Genomic DNA, 18,244 nt, shown 5'->3' on the forward strand with positions numbered 1-18,244 from the left:
CGTTTTTGTCTCTACTCCTCATGTGGCGCAGGCTGATCTATCACCCGGAAGTTAACTACGCACTGCGACAAACGCTGGTGTTGTGTCTCCCCGTGGCCGTGGGCCTGCTCCTCGGACATCTTCAGCAGGGGTTGCTGTTTTCTCTCGTGCCCGCCTGCTGCAACATTGCCGGTCTGGACACGCCGCATAAACGCTTTTTCAAACGCCTGATTATTGGCGGCTGCCTGTTTGCCGGCTGTAGCCTGGCCGTGCAGCTTTTACTGGCCCGCGACATTCCGCTGCCGCTGATCCTGACCGTGCTGGCGATGACGCTCGGCGTAACCGCTGAAATCAGCTCGCTGCACGCCCGCCTGCTTCCCGCGTCGCTGATAGCCGCCATCTTCACCTTAAGCCTTGCGGGCAATATGCCTGTGTGGGAGCCATTGCTGATCTACGCCCTCGGCACGCTGTGGTACGGGCTGTTTAACTGGTTCTGGTTCTGGCTGTGGCGGGAACAGCCGCTGCGTGAATCCCTGAGCCTGCTCTACGTGCAGCTTGCTGAATACTGCGAAGCAAAATACACCCTGCTCACTCAGCATACCGACCCGGAAAAATCCCTGCCGCCGCTGCTGGAGCGGCAGCAAAAAGTGGTGGATCTGATCAGCCAGTGCTACCAGCAGCTGCACATGCTTGCCGCCAATAAAAATCATGAATACAAGCGGCTGCTGCGTACCTTCCAGGTCGGGCTGGATTTGCAGGAGCATATCTCCGTCAGCCTGCATAATCCGGAAGAGGTGCAAAAGCTGGTGGAGCGCAGCCATGCGGAAGCAGTGATCCGCTGGAACGCGCAGACCGTCGCGGCGCGCCTGCGGGTGTTGGCTGATGATATTCTCTATCACCGCTATCCGACGCGCTTTAACATGGATAAACAGCTCGGCGCGCTGGAAAAGATTGCGCGTCAGCACGCGGATAACCCGGTCGGGCAATTTGCCGCCTGGCATTTCAGCCGCATCGCCCGCGTGCTGCGCACCCAGCGCCCGCTTTATGCCCGCGACCTGATGGCCGATAAGCAAAAACGGCTCCCGCTGCTGCCCGCGCTGAAAAGCTACCTGTCGCTGAAGTCTTCCGCCCTGCGCAACGCCGCGCGGATCAGCGTGATGCTGAGCATCGCCAGCCTGATGGGAATGGCCCTGCACCTGCCGAAACCCTACTGGATCTTAATGACCGTACTGTTTGTTACCCAGAACGGCTATGGCGCCACGCGGGTCCGGATTCTGCATCGTGCGGGCGGCACGATGGCGGGGCTGATTATCGCGGGCGTGACGCTGCACTTCCACGTGCCGGAGGGCTATACCCTGGCCGGTATGCTGGCGATCACTTTAGTGAGCTATCTGATCATCCGCAAAAACTACGGCTGGGCGATGGTGGGCTTTACGGTGACGGCGGTGTATACCCTGCAACTGCTCACGCTTAACGGGGAACAGTTTATTATTGCCCGGCTGGTCGATACGCTGATTGGCTGTCTGATCGCCTTTGGCGGTATGGTCTGGCTGTGGCCACAGTGGCAGAGCGGGCTGCTGAGGCAGAACGCCCACGACGCGCTGGAGGCCGATCAGCAGGCCATTCGCCTGATCCTGAGCGACGACCCGCAGCCTTCCCCGCTGGCCTACGAACGCATGAAGGTCAACCAGGCGCATAACGCCCTGTTCAACTCCCTGAACCAGGCCATGCAGGAGCCGGGCTTTAACGCGCACTACCTGGCGGACATGAAGCTGTGGGTGACGCACAGCCAGTTTATCGTCGAGCACATCAACGCCATGACCACGCTGGCGCGCGAGCACACCATGCTGACGCCAGACCTGGCGCAGCGCTATTTGCAGTCGTGTGAAATTGCGTTGCAGCGCTGTCAGCAGCGTCTGGAGTATGACGCGCCGGGCGAGTCGGGAGAGTCAAATATTCTGGAAGCGCCGGAAACACTCACCCACGGCCCGATGAGCACCCTGGAGCAGCATTTGCAGCGCGTTCTCGGGCACCTGAACACCATGCACACCATTTCCTCGGTGGCATGGCGTCAGCGTCCGCATCACGGGATTTGGTTAACCCGCAGGTTGAAGCGGACGGCGTATTAGCCTTTTACAATCTTCGCGACCGCCGCGGCAAAGCGGGTTAACCCGTCTTCAATGTCGTTCTCTTCCACCACCAGCGACGGCGCAAAACGCATCACGTCCGGCCCGGCGTTGAGTACCATGACGCCTTCATGGGCGGCGGCGTGCAGGAAATCGCGCGCGCGACCTTTATACTGCGGCTTCAGCTCGGCGCCGATCAGCAGCCCCATGCCGCGGATCTCGCTGAACACGTCGTACTGTTCATCAATCTTTTTAAGGTGTTTCACAAACAGGTCGCGTTTCGCATTCACGCCGTTCAGAACGTCCGGCGTGTTGATGATGTCGAACGCCGCGCCCGCCACGGCGCACGCCAGCGGATTACCGCCGTAGGTGGAGCCGTGTGAGCCGACGTGGAACGCGGACGCGATATCCTGGGTGGTGAGCACCGCGCTAACCGGGAAGCCGCCGCCGAGCGCTTTCGCGCTGGTCAGAATATCCGGCGTGACGCCGTAGTGCATGTAAGCGAACAGATCCCCGGTACGCCCCATTCCACACTGCACTTCATCAAACACCAGCAGCGCCTGATGCGCATCGCACAGCTCGCGCAGTCCTTGCAGAAATTCCGGGGTAGCCGCCGTGACGCCGCCTTCCCCCTGAATCGGCTCGACCACCACCGCGCAGGTGTGGTCGTCCATCACCGCCTTTACCGCGTGCAGATCGTTAAACGGCACGTGGATGATGTCCGCTGGTTTCGGGCCAAAGCCGTCGGAATACTTCGGCTGTCCGCCCACGGAAACGGTAAAGAACGAGCGACCGTGGAAAGCGTTATGGAAGGCGATGATTTTGGTTTTATACGGGCTGTGGCGTGTGGTTGCGTAATAGCGCGCCAGCTTGAACGCGGTTTCGTTGGCTTCGGTGCCGGAGTTCATAAACAGCACGCGTTCGGCGAAGGTTGCATCGATGATTTTACGGCCCAGGCGCAGCGCCGGTTCGTTGGTGAAAACGTTGCTGGTGTGCCACAGGGTTTCGCCCTGGGTTTTCAGCGCGTCCACCAGCGCTGGATGGCAATGGCCCAGCGCCGTCACCGCAATACCGCCCGCGAAATCCACGTACTCTCTGCCCTGCTGATCCCACACGCGGCTGCCTTTCCCTTTTACCGGAATAAACTCAGCCGGTGCATAAATCGGCAGGATCACTTCATCGAATGTCGCGCGGGTAATTGCTGGTTGTTCAGTTGCCATGTCATGACCATCCATTTTTATGTCACAGTGATTGTGAAAATATAATCACAAAATATGCATAAAAAATCACAACAAGGCAACAGATATTCAGCGGTTGAGGAAATTCGCCAGCAGCGCGTGCCCCTGCTCGCTCAGGATGCTTTCCGGGTGGAACTGCACGCCTTCAAGATCCCAGTCCCGGTGACGAATGCCCATGATCTCCTGCGTCTCGCTCCAGGCGGTAACCTCGAAGCAGGCCGGGAGCGTCGGCGGATCGATCACCAGCGAATGGTAGCGCGTCACGGTTAGCGGATTGTTGAGTCCTGAGAATACGCCCGTACCGGTGTGCGTGACCGGCGAGGTTTTACCGTGCATGACTTTCGCGGCACGGACAATGGTCGCGCCAAAAACCTGCGCAATGGCCTGATGGCCCAGGCAGACGCCCAGAATCGGCAGCCTGCCCGCGTAGTGGCGGATCGCCTCCAGGGAGATACCGGACTCCGACGGGGTACACGGCCCCGGCGAAATCACGATTTTCCGGGGAGCCAGCGTGTCAATGTCTGCCAGCACGATCTCGTCGTTACGGCGGACAACCACCTCTGCCCCCAGCTCACAAAAATACTGGTAAAGGTTCCAGGTAAAGGAATCGTAGTTATCAATCAGCAGAATCATGGCGGCCCCCGAAAAAATTGCCGCCCTATTCTACTCAGATCCCCGCGCTTCGCTCACTACTTTAGCAAAGATGGCGTTCAGGGCGGCCAGATCCCCCATCGCCCCGCTCTGGTTGGCGGCGGCCCAGTCGTCCGGGTCGATACCCTGCCAGTTCAGCACGTAGCCCGCATGGATCGCCAGCTGCTCAAAGAAGATCCGCTGGGCCACGCCATTGCCGCTCATAAACGGATGTAGCATGTTGATTTCACAGTAGTAGTGACTCATTTTGTCTGTGAAATCCTCTTTCGGAAGGCCAACCAGATATTTATCGGTTTCCAGCGAAGCCATCAGCTCATTCCCCACCTTCTCGATGTACTCGAAATGGCAAAAAGGAATGTCGCCTTTGGAAATATCGGCGGTGCGCAGCTCACCAGCCCCTTTCATTTCGTTGCGGAATAAATGGCGATGAATAAGGCACAGATGGGGTAAACCCGGTGCAGGAGGCCCCAGTTCCAGCGTCTCAATATCGGGTTCAGCTGGACCCTTGCCTTTTTCAAGAAGGCGGCTGGCCTGAAGATTGACGCTACGCTGTTGCTCCCAGAGTCGGGATTTTTGCTTGTCGGTGAGTTTTTTCACTACGCCTCCCTGAATAGTCCGTTTGCCACAAGTATAAGCAGCAAAACGCGCTTTCGCTGGGAGGAGGGAAAGACACGGGCAGGATATGCCCGTGTGGAAGAACGATTACGGCAGCACTTTCGCGGAGAGGATCACCACTGGCTTAGACGGCACATTCTGGTATGGACCGACATCGTGGGTCTGAACCTGAGAGATCTTGTCCGCCACGTCCATGCCTTTCACCACTTTACCGAAGACCGCATAGCCAAAGTCGCGCTGGCCGTGATCCAGGAAAGCGTTGTCTGCCACGTTGAGGAAGAACTGGCTGGTGGCGCTGTCTTTATCCGCCGTACGCGCCATGGAAATGGTGCCGCGCTTGTTCAGCAGGCCGTTATCCGCTTCATTTTTGATTGGCGGGTTAGGCTTTTTCTGCTGCATCTGCTCGTTGAAACCGCCGCCCTGAATCATAAAGCCCGGGATCACGCGGTGGAACGTGGTGTTGTTATAAAAACCACTGTTCACGTAGTCGAGGAAGTTTTTCACGGAAACGGGGGCTTTCTGGCTATCCAGCTCCAGCTCAATATTCCCCGCAGAGGTAGTCAGCAGGACGTGAGGGTCTCCTTTGGCTGCCAGCGCAGCAGGGGAAACGGCAGAAAGAGCAAACACAGCTGCGACAGCCGCCAGTGTTGATTTGAGCATGAGAATTCCTTAACAAAGCGCAGTATAAAAAGCGAATGGCTTGATTCTAAAGAGCAGTATGAACCCAGACCAGTCTTTTACCTAATTTTACGAAATTGAAACAATTATTACCGCGCAAACGATTGTTCAACACGCGATAGAATGTGATCTTTATCACGTTAAAGCCTGCAATTGTGCTCAAAATTTTCTTAAAAGATTTAATTAGATCACTTTCGCGACTAAAATCTGCCCGCTCAAACGCAGTCCATGCGTTTTTCTTTACTTTTAACAGGCCAGACATGACTAACAGCAATCGCATCAAGCTCACATGGATCAGCTTCTTCTCTTACGCCCTGACTGGCGCGTTGGTGATCGTCACCGGGATGGTGATGGGTAATATCGCAGAGTATTTCCAGCTGCCCGTTTCCAGCATGAGTAACACCTTCACCTTCCTGAACGCAGGGATCCTGATCTCTATTTTCCTGAATGCCTGGCTGATGGAAATCGTGCCGCTGAAAACCCAGCTGCGCTTCGGCTTCGTGCTGATGGTTGCCGCCGTGGCGGGCCTGATGTTGAGCCACAGCATCGCCCTGTTCTCCGCCGCCATGTTCGTGCTGGGCCTGGTGAGCGGGATCACCATGTCGATCGGTACGTTCCTGATCACCCATATGTATGAAGGCCGCCAGCGCGGCGCGCGTCTGCTGTTTACCGACTCCTTCTTCAGCATGGCCGGGATGATTTTCCCGATGGTCGCCGCGTATCTTCTCGCGCGCAGCATTGAATGGTACTGGGTATACGCCTGTATCGGCCTGGTCTATGTCGCGATCTTCATTCTGACCTTCGGCTGTGACTTCCCGGTACTCGGCAAAAAAGCGCAGACCACCTCAGAGCCGGTGGCGAAGGAAAAATGGGGTATCGGCGTGCTATTCCTCTCCATTGCCGCCCTGTGCTACATCCTCGGTCAGCTGGGCTTTATCTCGTGGGTACCGGAATACGCAAAAGGTCTGGGCATGAGCCTGAACGACGCGGGCAAGCTGGTGAGCGATTTCTGGATGTCTTACATGTTCGGCATGTGGGCCTTTAGCTTCATCCTGCGCTTCTTCGACCTGCAACGTATTCTGACCGTTCTGGCGGGTCTGGCGACCGTGCTGATGTATCTGTTCATCAACGGTTCCCCGGAACATATGCCGTGGTTCATTCTGACCCTGGGCTTCTTCTCCAGCGCGATTTATACCTCAATCATCACCCTTGGCTCACTCCAGACCAAAGTGGCCTCGCCAAAGCTGGTGAACTTCGTGCTGACCTGCGGCACCATCGGCACCATGCTGACCTTCGTGGTCACTGGCCCGATCGTAGCGCACAGCGGCCCGCTGGCGGCGCTGCATACCGCTAATGGTCTGTACGCCGTGGTGTTTATCATGTGCTTCGTGCTGGGCTTTGTGACCCGTCACCGCCAGCACAATACGGCAACGGCTACCCACTAATCGCCATCACCCCTTTGCGTTCTGCAAAGGGGTTTTACCCTGCTTACCCGCTCTGACTGCCGATTCGTAAAAAACCCCACTAAATTTGTGCAAAAAACAAGCAAGCACAAAAAACGAACAATATCCGCCACTTATAAAAATCCTGACAAATCATAGATATACCCACTAAGGGGTAGGTGCAGGCGTATTTGATTTGCATCAATAAGTGCCTCTGCTGAATCGTTAAGGTAGGCAGTAATAGAAAAGAAATCGAGGCAAAAATGAGCAAAGTCAGACTCGCTATCATCGGTAACGGCATGGTCGGCCACCGCTTTATTGAGGATCTTCTCGATAAAGCCGATGCTGACCAGTTCGATATTACCGTGTTCTGTGAAGAACCCCGCAAGGCGTACGACCGTGTGCACCTGTCTTCCTACTTCTCCCACCATACCGCCGAAGAGCTCTCTCTGGTGCGCGACGGGTTCTACGAGAAGCATGGCGTAAAAGTGCTGGTGGGCGAACGCGCTATCACCATCAACCGTCAGGAGAAAGTGATCCACTCCAGCGCCGGGCGTACGGTTTTTTACGATAAGCTGATCATGGCGACTGGCTCGTATCCGTGGATCCCGCCGATTAAAGGGTCGGAAACCCAGGATTGCTTCGTTTACCGTACCATTGAAGACCTCAACGCCATTGAATCCTGCGCACGTCGGAGCAAACGCGGTGCGGTTGTCGGCGGTGGTCTGCTGGGCCTGGAAGCGGCAGGCGCGCTGAAAAACCTCGGCGTTGAAACCCACGTCATCGAATTTGCCCCGATGCTGATGGCGGAACAGCTGGACCACATGGGTGGCGATCAGCTACGCCGTAAAATCGAAAGCATGGGCGTGAAGGTTCACACCAGCAAAAACACCAAAGAGATCGTGCAGGAAGGTACCGAAGCGCGTAAAACCATGCGCTTTGCCGACGGCAGCGAGCTGGAAGTGGACTTCATCGTCTTCTCCACCGGTATTCGTCCACGCGACAAGCTCGCCACGCAGTGCGGCCTGGCCGTCGCCCAGCGCGGCGGGATCATGATCAACGATACCTGCCAGACTTCCGATCCGGATATCTACGCCATCGGCGAGTGCGCCAGCTGGAATAACCGCGTGTACGGTCTGGTGGCGCCAGGGTACAAAATGGCGCAGGTTGCCGTTGACCATATCCTCGGCAACGAAAACGCCTTTACCGGCGCAGACATGAGCGCCAAGCTGAAGCTGCTGGGCGTGGACGTAGGCGGCATTGGCGATGCGCATGGCCGTACCCCGAACTCCCGCAGCTACGTCTATCTGGACGAAAGCAAAGAGGTCTACAAACGCCTTATCGTCAGCCAGGACAACAAAACCCTGCTCGGTGCGGTGCTGGTGGGCGATACCAGCGACTTCGGTAACCTGCTCCAGCTGGTGCTGAACGCCATTGAGCTGCCGGAAAACCCGGACGCGCTGATCCTGCCGGCACATGCCTCCAGCGGTAAACCGTCGATCGGCGTAGATAAACTGCCGGACAGCGCGCAGATTTGCTCCTGCTTCGACGTCACCAAAGGCATGCTGATCTCCGCCATCAACAAAGGCTGCCACACCGTTGCGGCGCTGAAGGCCGAAACCAAAGCCGGTACCGGCTGCGGCGGCTGTATTCCGCTGGTCACGCAGGTGCTGAACGCTGAACTGGCGAAACAGGGCATCGAAGTGAACAATAACCTGTGCGAGCACTTCGCTTACTCTCGCCAGGAGCTATATCACCTGATCCGTGTGGAAGGCATCAAAACCTTCGACGAGCTGCTGGAGAAACATGGCCAGGGCTACGGCTGTGAAGTGTGTAAGCCGACCGTCGGTTCCCTGCTGGCGTCCTGCTGGAACGAGTATGTGCTCAAACCAGAGCACACCCCACTTCAGGACACAAACGACAACTTCCTGGCCAATATTCAGAAAGACGGGACTTACTCGGTGATCCCGCGTTCTGCCGGAGGGGAAATTACTCCGGAAGGGCTGGTCGCCGTGGGCCGTATCGCCCGAGAGTTTAACCTGTACACCAAAATCACCGGTTCCCAGCGTATCGGCCTGTTTGGTGCGCAGAAAGATGATCTGCCGGAAATCTGGCGTCAGCTGATTGAAGCGGGCTTCGAAACCGGTCACGCGTATGCCAAAGCGCTGCGCATGGCGAAAACCTGCGTGGGCAGCACCTGGTGCCGCTACGGCGTTGGCGACAGCGTGGGCTTCGGCGTCGAGCTGGAAAACCGCTACAAAGGCATCCGTACTCCGCACAAAATGAAGTTCGGCGTCTCAGGCTGTACCCGTGAATGTGCGGAAGCGCAGGGTAAAGACGTGGGTATCATCGCCACCGAGAAAGGCTGGAACCTGTACGTGTGCGGCAACGGCGGGATGAAACCTCGCCACGCGGATCTGCTGGCGGCGGATCTCGATCGCGATACGCTGATCAAGTATCTCGACCGCTTCATGATGTTCTACATTCGTACCGCCGATAAGCTGACCCGTACCGCGTCCTGGCTGGATAATCTAGAAGGCGGTATCGACTACCTGAAGTCGGTCATCATTGACGACAAGCTGGGTCTGAACGAACAGCTGGAGTCCGAGATGGCTCGCCTGCGCGAGGCGGTGATCTGCGAGTGGACCGAAACCGTGAACACGCCTGCGGCGCAGACGCGCTTCAAACACTTTATCAACAGCACCCAGCGCGACCCGAACGTGCAGGTGGTGCCGGAGCGCGAACAGCATCGTCCTGCAACCCCGTATGAACGCATTCCGGTGATGCTGGTGGAGGAAAACGCATGAGCCAGTGGGTAAACATCTGCAACATTAACGACATTCTGCCAGCAACCGGCGTCTGTGCTTTGCTGGGTAACGAGCAGGTGGCGATTTTCCGCCCTCGCCACGATGAACAGGTCTTTGCCATCAGCAATATCGACCCGTTCTTTGAGGCCAGCGTGCTCTCCCGCGGTCTGATTGCGGAACACCAGGGCGACCTGTGGGTCGCCAGCCCGCTGAAAAAGCAGCGCTTCCGCTTAACCGACGGGCGCTGCATGGAAGACGAAAGCTTCTCTGTGAAGCACTACGACGTCCGCGTGAAGGACGGCGAGGTGCAGCTGAAAGCGTAACCCTCCGCCTTTCCAATAGGAAAGGCTTATGACCTCTTGTGGGTAGCAGCAGGAAAAACCGTATGTTCTGTACGATCCCTGCTGTTATCCTGACGTCAATTCTTCCCCCGCTATGAATGCTGTGAGGTAACGTCGTGGATCACCTGCCGATTTTTTGTCAATTACGCAACCGCGACTGCCTGCTCGTGGGTGGCGGCGATGTGGCTGAGCGCAAAGCCCGCCTGCTTCTGGAGGCTGGCGCCCGCCTGACCGTTAACGCCCTCACCTTCGCCCCACAGTTTGACGTCTGGGCGCAGGAAGGGATGCTCACGCTGGTGCAGGGCGAATTTGATGAATCCCTGCTGGAAACCTGCTGGCTGACCATCGCCGCAACGGATAACGATGACGTTAACCAGCGCGTCAGCGACGCCTGCGAAGCGCGCCGCATCTTCTGTAACGTGGTGGATGCGCCGAAAGAGGCGAGCTTTATCATGCCGTCGATTATCGACCGTTCACCGCTGATGATTGCGGTGTCGTCCGGCGGCCGCTCGCCCGTGCTTGCGCGCCTGCTGCGGGAAAAACTGGAGGCCGTGCTGCCGCAGCATCTCGGCCAGATTGCGCATTACGCAGGGCAGCTTCGCTCCCGCGTGAAGCAAACCTTCTCAACAGTGGGCGAACGCCGTCGCTTCTGGGAGAAGTTCTTTGTCAACGACAGGCTGGCGCAGTCGCTGGCCAATCAGGACGCAAAGGCGGTTGAAGAGACCACCGAGCAGCTTCTCTCTGAACCGCTGGATCACCGCGGTGAAGTGGTGCTGGTGGGCGCAGGTCCCGGCGATGCGGGCCTGCTGACGCTGAAAGGCCTACAGCAGATCCAGCAGGCCGATATCGTGGTGTATGACCGTCTGGTTTCTGATGACATCATGAACCTGGTACGCCGGGATGCTGACCGCGTGTTCGTCGGCAAACGGGCGGGCTATCACTGCGTGCCGCAGGAAGAGATCAACCAGATCCTGCTGCGGGAAGCGCAAAAAGGTAAGCGCGTGGTGCGCCTGAAGGGTGGCGATCCGTTTATCTTTGGTCGCGGCGGCGAAGAGCTGGAAACCCTGTGCAACGCCGGTATTCCGTTCTCCGTGGTGCCGGGCATTACGGCGGCATCCGGCTGTTCTGCCTATTCCGGTATCCCGTTGACCCACCGCGATTATGCCCAGAGCGTGCGCCTGGTAACGGGACACCTGAAAACCGGCAGCGAGCTGGACTGGCATAATCTGGCCGCTGAAAAGCAGACGCTGGTCTTCTATATGGGGCTAAATCAGGCCGCCACTATTCAGGCGAAACTGCTGGAGCACGGCATGGAAGCAGATATGCCGGTCGCGCTGGTAGAAAACGGTACCGCCATTACGCAGCGCGTGGTTGATGGCGTGCTGACGCAGCTGGGCGAGCTGGCGCAGCAGGTTCAAAGCCCGGCGCTGATCGTTGTTGGACGCGTGGTTGAGCTGCGCGAAAAGCTGAACTGGTTCTCAAACCACTAATCATAGTCTCTCTTCCTGGAGTAGTCCTTATGCGGACTACTCCCTTCATACCTCAGTCGATAACATACCGCCCGCATAATGGAACTTTTTCATTTATTCCCTCGTGTTACATCCAATTTTAGATTTTTAGACAAGGAATGCGTATGTTCAAACTGGCAAAAGCTGCCGTTCTGGTCGGCCTGTTATCAACTCTGACGGCCTGCACCGGTCACGTTCAAAATACTAAAAATAATTGCAGCTATGATTACCTGCTGCACCCGGCGATCTCCATTTCGAAGATCATTGGCGGTTGCGGCCCGGCGGCACAGCAGTAAGCGTTTTTCAGGCGTAAAAAAACCGGGAATTTCCCGGTTTTTTATTGAGTCCGTATTTGTCGGGTGGCGGCTTAAGGTTTCGCCACAAACCCAATCGCCTCGTACACCGCTTTCAGGGTTTCCGACGCGCGCGCGCTGGCTTTTTCTGCGCCCTCTTTCATCACTTTTTGCAGGAATGCTTCGTCGTTACGGTAACGATGATAACGCTCCTGCAACTCGGTCAGCATACCGGAAACGGCATCAGCCACTTCGCCTTTCAGGTGGCCGTACATCTTGCCTTCGAAGTGTTTTTCCAGCTCAGGGATGCTCTGTCCGGTTACGCCGGAGAGGATGTCCAGCAGGTTGGATACGCCCGCTTTATTCTGCACGTCGTAGCGCACTACCGGCGGCTCGTCGGAGTCGGTTACCGCACGCTTGAGCTTTTTCACCACCGATTTCGGATCTTCCAGCAGGCCGATAACGTTGTTGCGGTTATCGTCAGACTTGGACATCTTTTTGGTCGGCTCCAGCAGCGACATCACGCGCGCGCCGGATTTTGGAATAAACGGCTCCGGCACCTTGAACACGTCGCCGTACAGCGCGTTGAAGCGCTGGGCGATATCGCGGCTCAGCTCCAGATGCTGCTTCTGGTCTTCACCCACCGGCACCTGGTTGGTCTGATACAGCAGAATGTCGGCCGCCATCAGCACCGGATAGTCAAACAGACCGGCGTTGATGTTTTCAGAGTAACGGGCAGATTTATCCTTGAACTGGGTCATGCGGCTCAGCTCACCGAAGTAGGTGTAGCAGTTCAGCGCCCAGCCCAGCTGCGCGTGCTCCGGCACGTGAGACTGAACGAAAATGGTGCTCTTCTCGGGATCGATACCGCAGGCCAGATACAGCGCCAGCGTATCCAGCGTCGCTTTACGCAGCTTCTCGGGATCCTGACGCGCGGTGATAGCATGCAGATCCACGATGCAATAAATGCAGTGGTAGTCATCCTGCATGCTCACCCACTGACGTAACGCACCCATGTAGTTACCAATGGTCAGTTCACCTGAAGGCTGTGCGCCACTAAAAACGATGGGCTTAGTCATTATTCAATTCCTGATGTTCACTGTGCGAGAGCCCGAGTGCGGGCAACAAATCTTTGAAGTGGTCGAACACAATGTCCGGCTCACTCAGCGTAATGGCCTCACCGTAGTTGTAGCCATAGGTCAACCCAACAGACGGGCAACCTGCCGCTCTGGCAGCCAGAATATCATTGCGGGAATCTCCGACAAAGAGCAGCTCCGCCGGTGCTAAGGATAATTTTCCTGCCACCAGCAGTAGCGGTTCCGGATGCGGCTTTTTATTCTGCACGTCATCGCCGCCCACAATCACGGAGAAGTATTTCGCGATATCCAGCGCTTCCAGCAGAGGCGCAACAAACGGTGTTGGCTTGTTGGTCACCAGCCCCAGCGGGATGCCTTTCGCGTGCAGCGCGCTCAGGGTTTCCTGGACATCCGGGAACAGGAAACTGCCCTCTTCGACGGTCTCTTCATAGAAACGGTCGAACAGTTTACGCAGAATACGCTGCTGTTCGTCCTGGGGAATATCCGCGAGATCAACGCTCGGTTTTCCCTGTGCGGAACGCTGAGAGGCGCGCTCCTGACGTGCCCAGGCCAGCGCGCGCTCCATCAGCACGTCCGCACCGTTACCAATCCACGTCACGACGCGCTCTTCGCCCGCAACGGGGAGTTCAAGCGCATACAGCGCCCGATCGACGGCGCTGGTTAATCCTGGCGCGCTGTCGACCAGCGTGCCGTCGAGGTCAAATGCTACACCCCGAATAGCCTGCAATTTATCCATGACTTACCTTCGCCAGTTCACGGCGCATTTCATCAATAACTTTTTTGTAATCCGGCTGATCGAAGATGGCGGAGCCCGCGACGAACATATCCGCACCCGCAGCCGCAATCTCACCGATATTATTCACCTTCACGCCGCCGTCCACTTCCAGGCGAATATCATAACCAGACTCATCGATACGGCGGCGCACTTCACGCAGTTTGTCGAGGGTCTGTGGGATAAACGACTGGCCGCCAAAGCCCGGGTTAACGGACATCAGCAGGATCACGTCCAGCTTGTCCATCACGTAGTCGAGATAGCTCAGCGGGGTCGCCGGGTTAAAGACCAGCCCCGCCTTACAGCCGTTCTCTTTGATCAGTTGCAGCGTGCGGTCAACGTGCTCGGAGGCTTCCGGGTGGAAAGTGATGATGCTGGCACCCGCTGCGGCAAAATCAGGCACGATGCGGTCAACCGGCTTCACCATCAGATGCACGTCAATGGGCGCGGTGATCCCGTAATTACGCAGCGCTTTAAGCACCATCGGACCGATGGTCAGGTTGGGAACGTAGTGGTTATCCATCACGTCGAAATGGACGACGTCCGCGCCAGCCGCGAGAGCTTTGGCAGTGTCTTCACCCAGGCGGGCAAAATCGGCCGACAGAATTGAGGGAGCAATCAAAAACTGTTTCATCCGCATCTCCTTGAAATGTGTTTACCGGCGGGCAAAGGCTCAGGGTCGATAAAGCGCCAGAAGTTCGTCCACCTTTTTACGTGTGCCGCCGTTGCTGCTAATGCTACGCCGCACTTTTACCTGAAAATGCTTCGCGGCCTTGTACCATTCGCGCGTATCAGGCGTGTCGTGATTCGAAATTAACACCGGTATTCTTTTGCTGACCAGCTTTTCCGCCAACTCCGCCAGACGCGCCTGCTCGGCAGGGCTAAAGCTGTTGGTATGGTAGGCGGTGAAGTTTGCCGTGGCAGACAGCGGCGCGTAAGGCGGGTCGCAGTAAACCACCGAGTTTACGCCCGCCAGCTCCATGCACTCTTCATAGGAGAGGCAGTAGAATTCGGCATTCTGCGCTTTTTCAGCAAAGTGATACAGTTCGTCCTGCGGGAAGTAGGGGCGCTTATAGCGGCCAAACGGCACGTTAAACTCGCCACGCAGATTATACCGACACAGGCCGTTGTAGCCATGGCGGTTGAGATAAAGAAACAACAGCGCGCGACGGAACAGATCCTGGCTCTGATTAAACTCAGCGCGGAACTGATAGTAGACGTCCGGGTTGTTGTTCTCTGGCGTAAACAGCTTTCGCGCCTCTTCCACGTACTCATCGGTACGCAGTTTGACGATGTTATAGAGGCTGATAAGGTCGCTGTTGATATCCGCCAGGATATAACGAGAAAAATCGGTATTCAGGAACACCGATCCAGCACCCACGAAGGGCTCGATAAGACACTCGCCTTTCGGCAGGTGCTTTTTAATATCATCGAGCAGGGGGTATTTCCCCCCTGCCCATTTCAGAAAAGCGCGATTTTTTTTCATGCTGACTAACTGATTACACCTTCTCCGGCTGTGGAGAAAGCTCCGACAGCATCCTGCGCTTTAAACATTACTTCAGATCGGCCTGCACCTGATGAATCGGCTTCGCCCACGGATTTTTCGCCTGCACATCGGCTGGCAGCGTGGAGACGGCACGTTTTGCTTCATCTTTAGAAGCATAAACACCGCTTACCAGCACGTACCACGGCTGTCCGTTACGGGTCGTCTGATAAACCACGTAGTTTTTCAGATTCGTTTTCTTCGCCCACGCGTTGAGGTTGTCGTAGTTAGACGAACTGCTCAGCTGCAACGTGTAGTTGCTGGATGACGCAGCTTTAAGAGAACCCACGTTACCCGTCGTTTTCCCTGCCGTGGTGCCGGATGCACTAGCGGCTGGCGTTGCAGCCGGTGCCGCAGTTGCCGCAGGCGCGGTTGTGGTCGCCGTTGCTTTCGGTGCAGCGGTTGCCGCAGGCGTTGGCGCTTTAACCGGCTGGCTCACCGCAGGTTTTGTCTGCGCTGGCGCTTTCGTTTCTGGCGCTTTTGCCACAGCCTGTGGTTTCGTCTCACGCTTCGGCTCAATCACGGCCTGCTTACGTTCCTGACGCGGCGCAGTCTGCGTCTGGCGCGGTTTGGTTTCCGTTGCCGCAGTTTGCTGCTGGGCATTGCTGCCATGCACTGGCGCAACGGTGGCGGGTTCAGTTGGCAGCGTGGAGTTCACCACGGCGTTGTTAACCTGCTCCTGATTCTGCGGCTGCATCAGCGCGTTGTTCAGATCGCCCTGAACCTCAACACGCTGCTGGCCTTCAGGCGTAGCGGGCGCCTGGCCCTGAGTCGGGGTAGCAGAGACAGGCGGCAGAGAGATATCCTGACCGGCGCTGGTGTTGCCTGCGGTCTGCTCTGCGGAGGTGGTGCCCGGCGCAGGCTGAGCGCCATTCGCCTGGTTGCTCGCATCGTTACCTGACAGGTCGATGCTCTTCTCGGCAGACGCGGTCTGCTCGGTAGAATGGGTAGAAGGGGCTTTTAGCGCGGAACCAATGCCGACAATCAGCAGTACCAGCACCAGAACGCCAAGGCCCATCATGATGTACTGACGGGAGGCCGGTTTTGCCGCTACCGCTTTTTTACGCTTGCGCGGACGACGTTCAACAGGCTGTTCATCCATTAACTCTTCTTCGGATTCAAACGCCTCGTCTTCACGCTCAGTACGCGCGTTGCGGCTACGCGAAGGGCGACGATCGTCTGCATCCAGATCGACATCGTCAAAGTTGATCTGCGGCTCGTTATCACGTTCTGAAGATTGACGAGAACGACCAGTACGACGATCGCTGGGATCGGGTTTCAGCTCGTCTTCTGGTTTGAATTCATCCATTTAACACCCCACTCAAAGGCTTCTGCCAACGACTCTGCATTTACCTGAAGCTAAAACGACCACCTGTTACAGCGGTCTGACCTTTCTAGTTGTTACGCCTGCTGACAATCAGCAATAGCGCCAAGTACGACTTCGTGCGGCACTCCGCCGCGCACTTCACTTTTCCCTATTGCAAGCGGGAGCACCAGACGCATCTCACCTGCCAATACTTTTTTATCGCGCATCATGTGGGGAAGGTACGCCTGCGCAGACATTTCCTGCGGACCACTCACCGGCAAGCCAGCGCGCTTAAGCAACGCAATGATACGCGCTGTCTCTTCCGGCCTGAACTGCCCCAGACGTTCAGAGGCACGGGCCGCCATAACCATCCCGGCAGCGACAGCTTCACCGTGAAGCCAGTTACCGTAGCCCATTTCGGCTTCGATCGCGTGACCAAACGTATGTCCCAGATTCAGTAAAGCACGTAAGCCGGTTTCACGCTCATCTGCGGCAACGACTTCTGCTTTCAGCTCACAGCAACGGCGAATACAGTAGGCCATTGCCTGCCCATCGAGGCGCAGCAGCGCATCCATATTCTCTTCCAGCCAGTTGAAGAACTCACCGTCAAGAATAATGCCGTATTTGATCACTTCTGCAAGGCCAGACGCCAGTTCGCGTGCTGGCAACGTTTTCAGACAGTCGAGATCCACCACCACCGATGCAGGCTGGTAGAACGCGCCAATCATGTTTTTGCCGAGCGGATGGTTAACCGCCGTTTTACCGCCTACAGAAGAATCGACCTGTGACAGCAACGTGGTTGGAATTTGAATAAAGCGCACACCGCGCTGATAGCTGGCGGCTGCAAAACCGGTCAGATCGCCCACAACGCCGCCGCCAAGGGCAAGCAGTGTTGTATCACGACCGTGCGGTTTTTGCAGAAGTGCGGTAAAGACGGTATCCAGTACCGTCAGGCTTTTGTACTGCTCGCCATCGGGCAGAATCACACTGTCGACCTTCACGCCCGCCTGCTCAAGCAGGTGGCGTACACGGTCGAGATAAAGCGGAGCCAGCGTCTCGTTGGTGACCAGCATCGCCTGATCACCCGCTTTCAGTGGTAAGAAGGAAGCTGGATCGTTAAACAAACCAGCCGCGATGGTGATAGGGTAACTACGTTCCCCGAGAGTAACTGTAATCCTCTCCATGACGCGACATCCACCTTAAATGCTTTTACCCGCAGGCGAGTGTATATAAAGCCAGAATCAGTTGCTTTCCAGCATATGAATAATCTGGTTTGCAACCACTTTAGCGCTTTGATCGTCAGTACGAATGGTCACATCAGCAATCTCTTCGTACAGAGGATTGCGTTCATCGGCCAAAGCTTCCAGAACTTCACGTGGCGGTGTTTCAACCTGCAACAACGGGCGCTTTTTATCACGCTGCGTGCGTGCCAGCTGTTTTTCGATGGTCGTCTCAAGATAGACCACTACGCCACGGGCGGAGAGACGGTTGCGGGTTTCGCGAGATTTTACAGAGCCGCCGCCTGTTGCCAGCACAATGCCCTGTTTTTCCGTGAGTTCGTTGATCACTTTTTCTTCTCGGTCACGGAAACCTTCTTCGCCTTCTACGTCGAAGACCCAGCCCACATCCGCTCCGGTTCGTTTCTCAATCTCTTGATCAGAATCGTAAAATTCCATATTGAGTTGTTGAGCTAACTGACGCCCAATAGTGCTTTTGCCGGCACCCATAGGCCCAACCAGAAAGATATTGCGTTTCTCTGCCATTTTTTCGGTACTACTAAGACTATTCGTTAATGGTAATCCCCGCTGCGCAGACACCTGGCGTAGCAGGACATGAACTGAAACCTCA

The 18,244-nt window shown here is 56.4% G+C and carries 17 protein-coding genes; 6 read left to right on the top strand and 11 right to left on the bottom strand.

Features of this window, described 5'->3' with window-relative positions; genetic code table 11:
• Positions 1 to 20: 20 nt before the first annotated feature.
• Positions 21 to 2,108 carry a YccS/YhfK family putative transporter gene (locus INF58_RS00150; RefSeq protein WP_063449491.1) on the top strand — a complete coding sequence of 696 codons (2,088 nt, stop codon included), beginning with the start codon at positions 21 to 23 and terminating at the stop codon, positions 2,106 to 2,108.
• Here the strand turns inward: INF58_RS00150 and INF58_RS00155 are convergent.
• The 4 genes from INF58_RS00155 to ppiA all read right to left on the bottom strand — a co-directional run bounded on the left by INF58_RS00155 (position 2,105) and on the right by ppiA (position 5,269).
• Complete coding sequence (locus INF58_RS00155) at positions 2,105 to 3,325, bottom strand: aspartate aminotransferase family protein (RefSeq protein ID WP_172807012.1); 1,221 nt, start codon at positions 3,323 to 3,325, stop codon at positions 2,105 to 2,107. The genes INF58_RS00150 and INF58_RS00155 overlap by 4 nt on opposite strands.
• A gap of 87 nt (positions 3,326 to 3,412) precedes the next feature.
• Positions 3,413 to 3,976: an aminodeoxychorismate synthase component 2 gene (gene pabA, locus INF58_RS00160; RefSeq protein WP_193526767.1), complete on the bottom strand. Its 564-nt coding sequence runs from the start codon at positions 3,974 to 3,976 to the stop codon at positions 3,413 to 3,415.
• Between the two features lie 30 nt (positions 3,977 to 4,006).
• Positions 4,007 to 4,591 (bottom strand): putative adenosine monophosphate-protein transferase Fic, encoded by a 585-nt coding sequence (locus tag INF58_RS00165; RefSeq protein WP_193526768.1) that lies wholly within the window; start codon positions 4,589 to 4,591, stop codon positions 4,007 to 4,009.
• A gap of 105 nt (positions 4,592 to 4,696) precedes the next feature.
• Positions 4,697 to 5,269, bottom strand: a complete 573-nt coding sequence (gene ppiA, locus INF58_RS00170; protein WP_022649614.1) for a peptidylprolyl isomerase A — start codon at positions 5,267 to 5,269, stop codon at positions 4,697 to 4,699.
• 278 nt (positions 5,270 to 5,547) lie between these two features.
• Here ppiA and tsgA point away from each other — a divergent pair, with 278 nt between their 5' ends.
• The 5 genes from tsgA to INF58_RS00195 all read left to right on the top strand — a co-directional run bounded on the left by tsgA (position 5,548) and on the right by INF58_RS00195 (position 11,681).
• A complete protein-coding gene (tsgA, locus tag INF58_RS00175; protein ID WP_063449495.1) occupies positions 5,548 to 6,732 on the top strand; it encodes an MFS transporter TsgA in 1,185 nt (394 codons plus the stop codon).
• Positions 6,733 to 6,992: 260 nt separating this feature from the next.
• Positions 6,993 to 9,536: a nitrite reductase large subunit NirB gene (nirB, locus tag INF58_RS00180; protein ID WP_063865753.1), complete on the top strand. Its 2,544-nt coding sequence runs from the start codon at positions 6,993 to 6,995 to the stop codon at positions 9,534 to 9,536.
• Positions 9,533 to 9,859, top strand: coding sequence for a nitrite reductase small subunit NirD (gene nirD / locus INF58_RS00185; protein WP_063449497.1), 327 nt, complete (start codon positions 9,533 to 9,535; stop codon positions 9,857 to 9,859). The genes nirB and nirD overlap by 4 nt, the downstream gene beginning before the upstream one ends.
• A gap of 134 nt (positions 9,860 to 9,993) precedes the next feature.
• Entirely contained in the window at positions 9,994 to 11,367 is a 1,374-nt protein-coding gene (gene cysG / locus INF58_RS00190; protein ID WP_063865750.1) for a siroheme synthase CysG, read from the top strand.
• A gap of 143 nt (positions 11,368 to 11,510) precedes the next feature.
• Positions 11,511 to 11,681 carry a YhfL family protein gene (locus INF58_RS00195; RefSeq protein WP_008503029.1) on the top strand — a complete coding sequence of 57 codons (171 nt, stop codon included), beginning with the start codon at positions 11,511 to 11,513 and terminating at the stop codon, positions 11,679 to 11,681.
• A gap of 71 nt (positions 11,682 to 11,752) precedes the next feature.
• On the opposite strand, the gene trpS is transcribed toward INF58_RS00195, so the two are convergent.
• The 7 genes from trpS to aroK all read right to left on the bottom strand — a co-directional run bounded on the left by trpS (position 11,753) and on the right by aroK (position 18,159).
• The gene (gene trpS / locus INF58_RS00200) at positions 11,753 to 12,757 is read right to left on the bottom strand and encodes a tryptophan--tRNA ligase (RefSeq protein ID WP_023298773.1); all 1,005 of its coding nucleotides are present in this window, start codon (positions 12,755 to 12,757) and stop codon (positions 11,753 to 11,755) included.
• Complete coding sequence (gene gph / locus INF58_RS00205) at positions 12,750 to 13,511, bottom strand: phosphoglycolate phosphatase (protein ID WP_193526769.1); 762 nt, start codon at positions 13,509 to 13,511, stop codon at positions 12,750 to 12,752. Before gph ends, trpS begins: the two co-directional genes overlap by 8 nt.
• Entirely contained in the window at positions 13,504 to 14,181 is a 678-nt protein-coding gene (gene rpe / locus INF58_RS00210) for a ribulose-phosphate 3-epimerase (RefSeq protein WP_003861634.1), read from the bottom strand. The genes gph and rpe overlap by 8 nt, the downstream gene beginning before the upstream one ends.
• 39 nt (positions 14,182 to 14,220) lie before the next feature.
• Positions 14,221 to 15,033, bottom strand: a complete 813-nt coding sequence (gene dam / locus INF58_RS00215) for an adenine-specific DNA-methyltransferase (protein WP_193526770.1) — start codon at positions 15,031 to 15,033, stop codon at positions 14,221 to 14,223.
• A gap of 67 nt (positions 15,034 to 15,100) precedes the next feature.
• Entirely contained in the window at positions 15,101 to 16,399 is a 1,299-nt protein-coding gene (gene damX / locus INF58_RS00220) for a cell division protein DamX (protein WP_193526771.1), read from the bottom strand.
• A gap of 92 nt (positions 16,400 to 16,491) precedes the next feature.
• The gene (aroB, locus tag INF58_RS00225; protein WP_063865743.1) at positions 16,492 to 17,580 is read right to left on the bottom strand and encodes a 3-dehydroquinate synthase; all 1,089 of its coding nucleotides are present in this window, start codon (positions 17,578 to 17,580) and stop codon (positions 16,492 to 16,494) included.
• A 57-nt stretch (positions 17,581 to 17,637) separates the two neighbouring features.
• Entirely contained in the window at positions 17,638 to 18,159 is a 522-nt protein-coding gene (aroK, locus tag INF58_RS00230; protein WP_003861630.1) for a shikimate kinase AroK, read from the bottom strand.
• Positions 18,160 to 18,244: the final 85 nt, after the last annotated feature.

The organism is Enterobacter cloacae complex sp. P24RS, assembly GCF_014982165.1.
GTDB classification, from domain to species: domain Bacteria; phylum Pseudomonadota; class Gammaproteobacteria; order Enterobacterales; family Enterobacteriaceae; genus Enterobacter; species Enterobacter quasihormaechei.

Coding starts and splice junctions, on each gene's coding strand:
- rpe (WP_003861634.1), bottom strand. CDS start 14,181: ATGAAACAGTTTTTGATTGCTCCCTCAATTCTGTCGGCCGATTTTGCC.
- aroB (WP_063865743.1), bottom strand. CDS start 17,580: ATGGAGAGGATTACAGTTACTCTCGGGGAACGTAGTTACCCTATCACC.
- damX (WP_193526771.1), bottom strand. CDS start 16,399: ATGGATGAATTCAAACCAGAAGACGAGCTGAAACCCGATCCCAGCGAT.
- trpS (WP_023298773.1), bottom strand. CDS start 12,757: ATGACTAAGCCCATCGTTTTTAGTGGCGCACAGCCTTCAGGTGAACTG.
- gph (WP_193526769.1), bottom strand. CDS start 13,511: ATGGATAAATTGCAGGCTATTCGGGGTGTAGCATTTGACCTCGACGGC.
- ppiA (WP_022649614.1), bottom strand. CDS start 5,269: ATGCTCAAATCAACACTGGCGGCTGTCGCAGCTGTGTTTGCTCTTTCT.
- tsgA (WP_063449495.1), top strand. CDS start 5,548: ATGACTAACAGCAATCGCATCAAGCTCACATGGATCAGCTTCTTCTCT.
- nirD (WP_063449497.1), top strand. CDS start 9,533: ATGAGCCAGTGGGTAAACATCTGCAACATTAACGACATTCTGCCAGCA.
- INF58_RS00195 (WP_008503029.1), top strand. CDS start 11,511: ATGTTCAAACTGGCAAAAGCTGCCGTTCTGGTCGGCCTGTTATCAACT.
- aroK (WP_003861630.1), bottom strand. CDS start 18,159: ATGGCAGAGAAACGCAATATCTTTCTGGTTGGGCCTATGGGTGCCGGC.
- INF58_RS00150 (WP_063449491.1), top strand. CDS start 21: ATGTGGCGCAGGCTGATCTATCACCCGGAAGTTAACTACGCACTGCGA.
- dam (WP_193526770.1), bottom strand. CDS start 15,033: ATGAAAAAAAATCGCGCTTTTCTGAAATGGGCAGGGGGGAAATACCCC.
- nirB (WP_063865753.1), top strand. CDS start 6,993: ATGAGCAAAGTCAGACTCGCTATCATCGGTAACGGCATGGTCGGCCAC.
- pabA (WP_193526767.1), bottom strand. CDS start 3,976: ATGATTCTGCTGATTGATAACTACGATTCCTTTACCTGGAACCTTTAC.
- INF58_RS00155 (WP_172807012.1), bottom strand. CDS start 3,325: ATGGCAACTGAACAACCAGCAATTACCCGCGCGACATTCGATGAAGTG.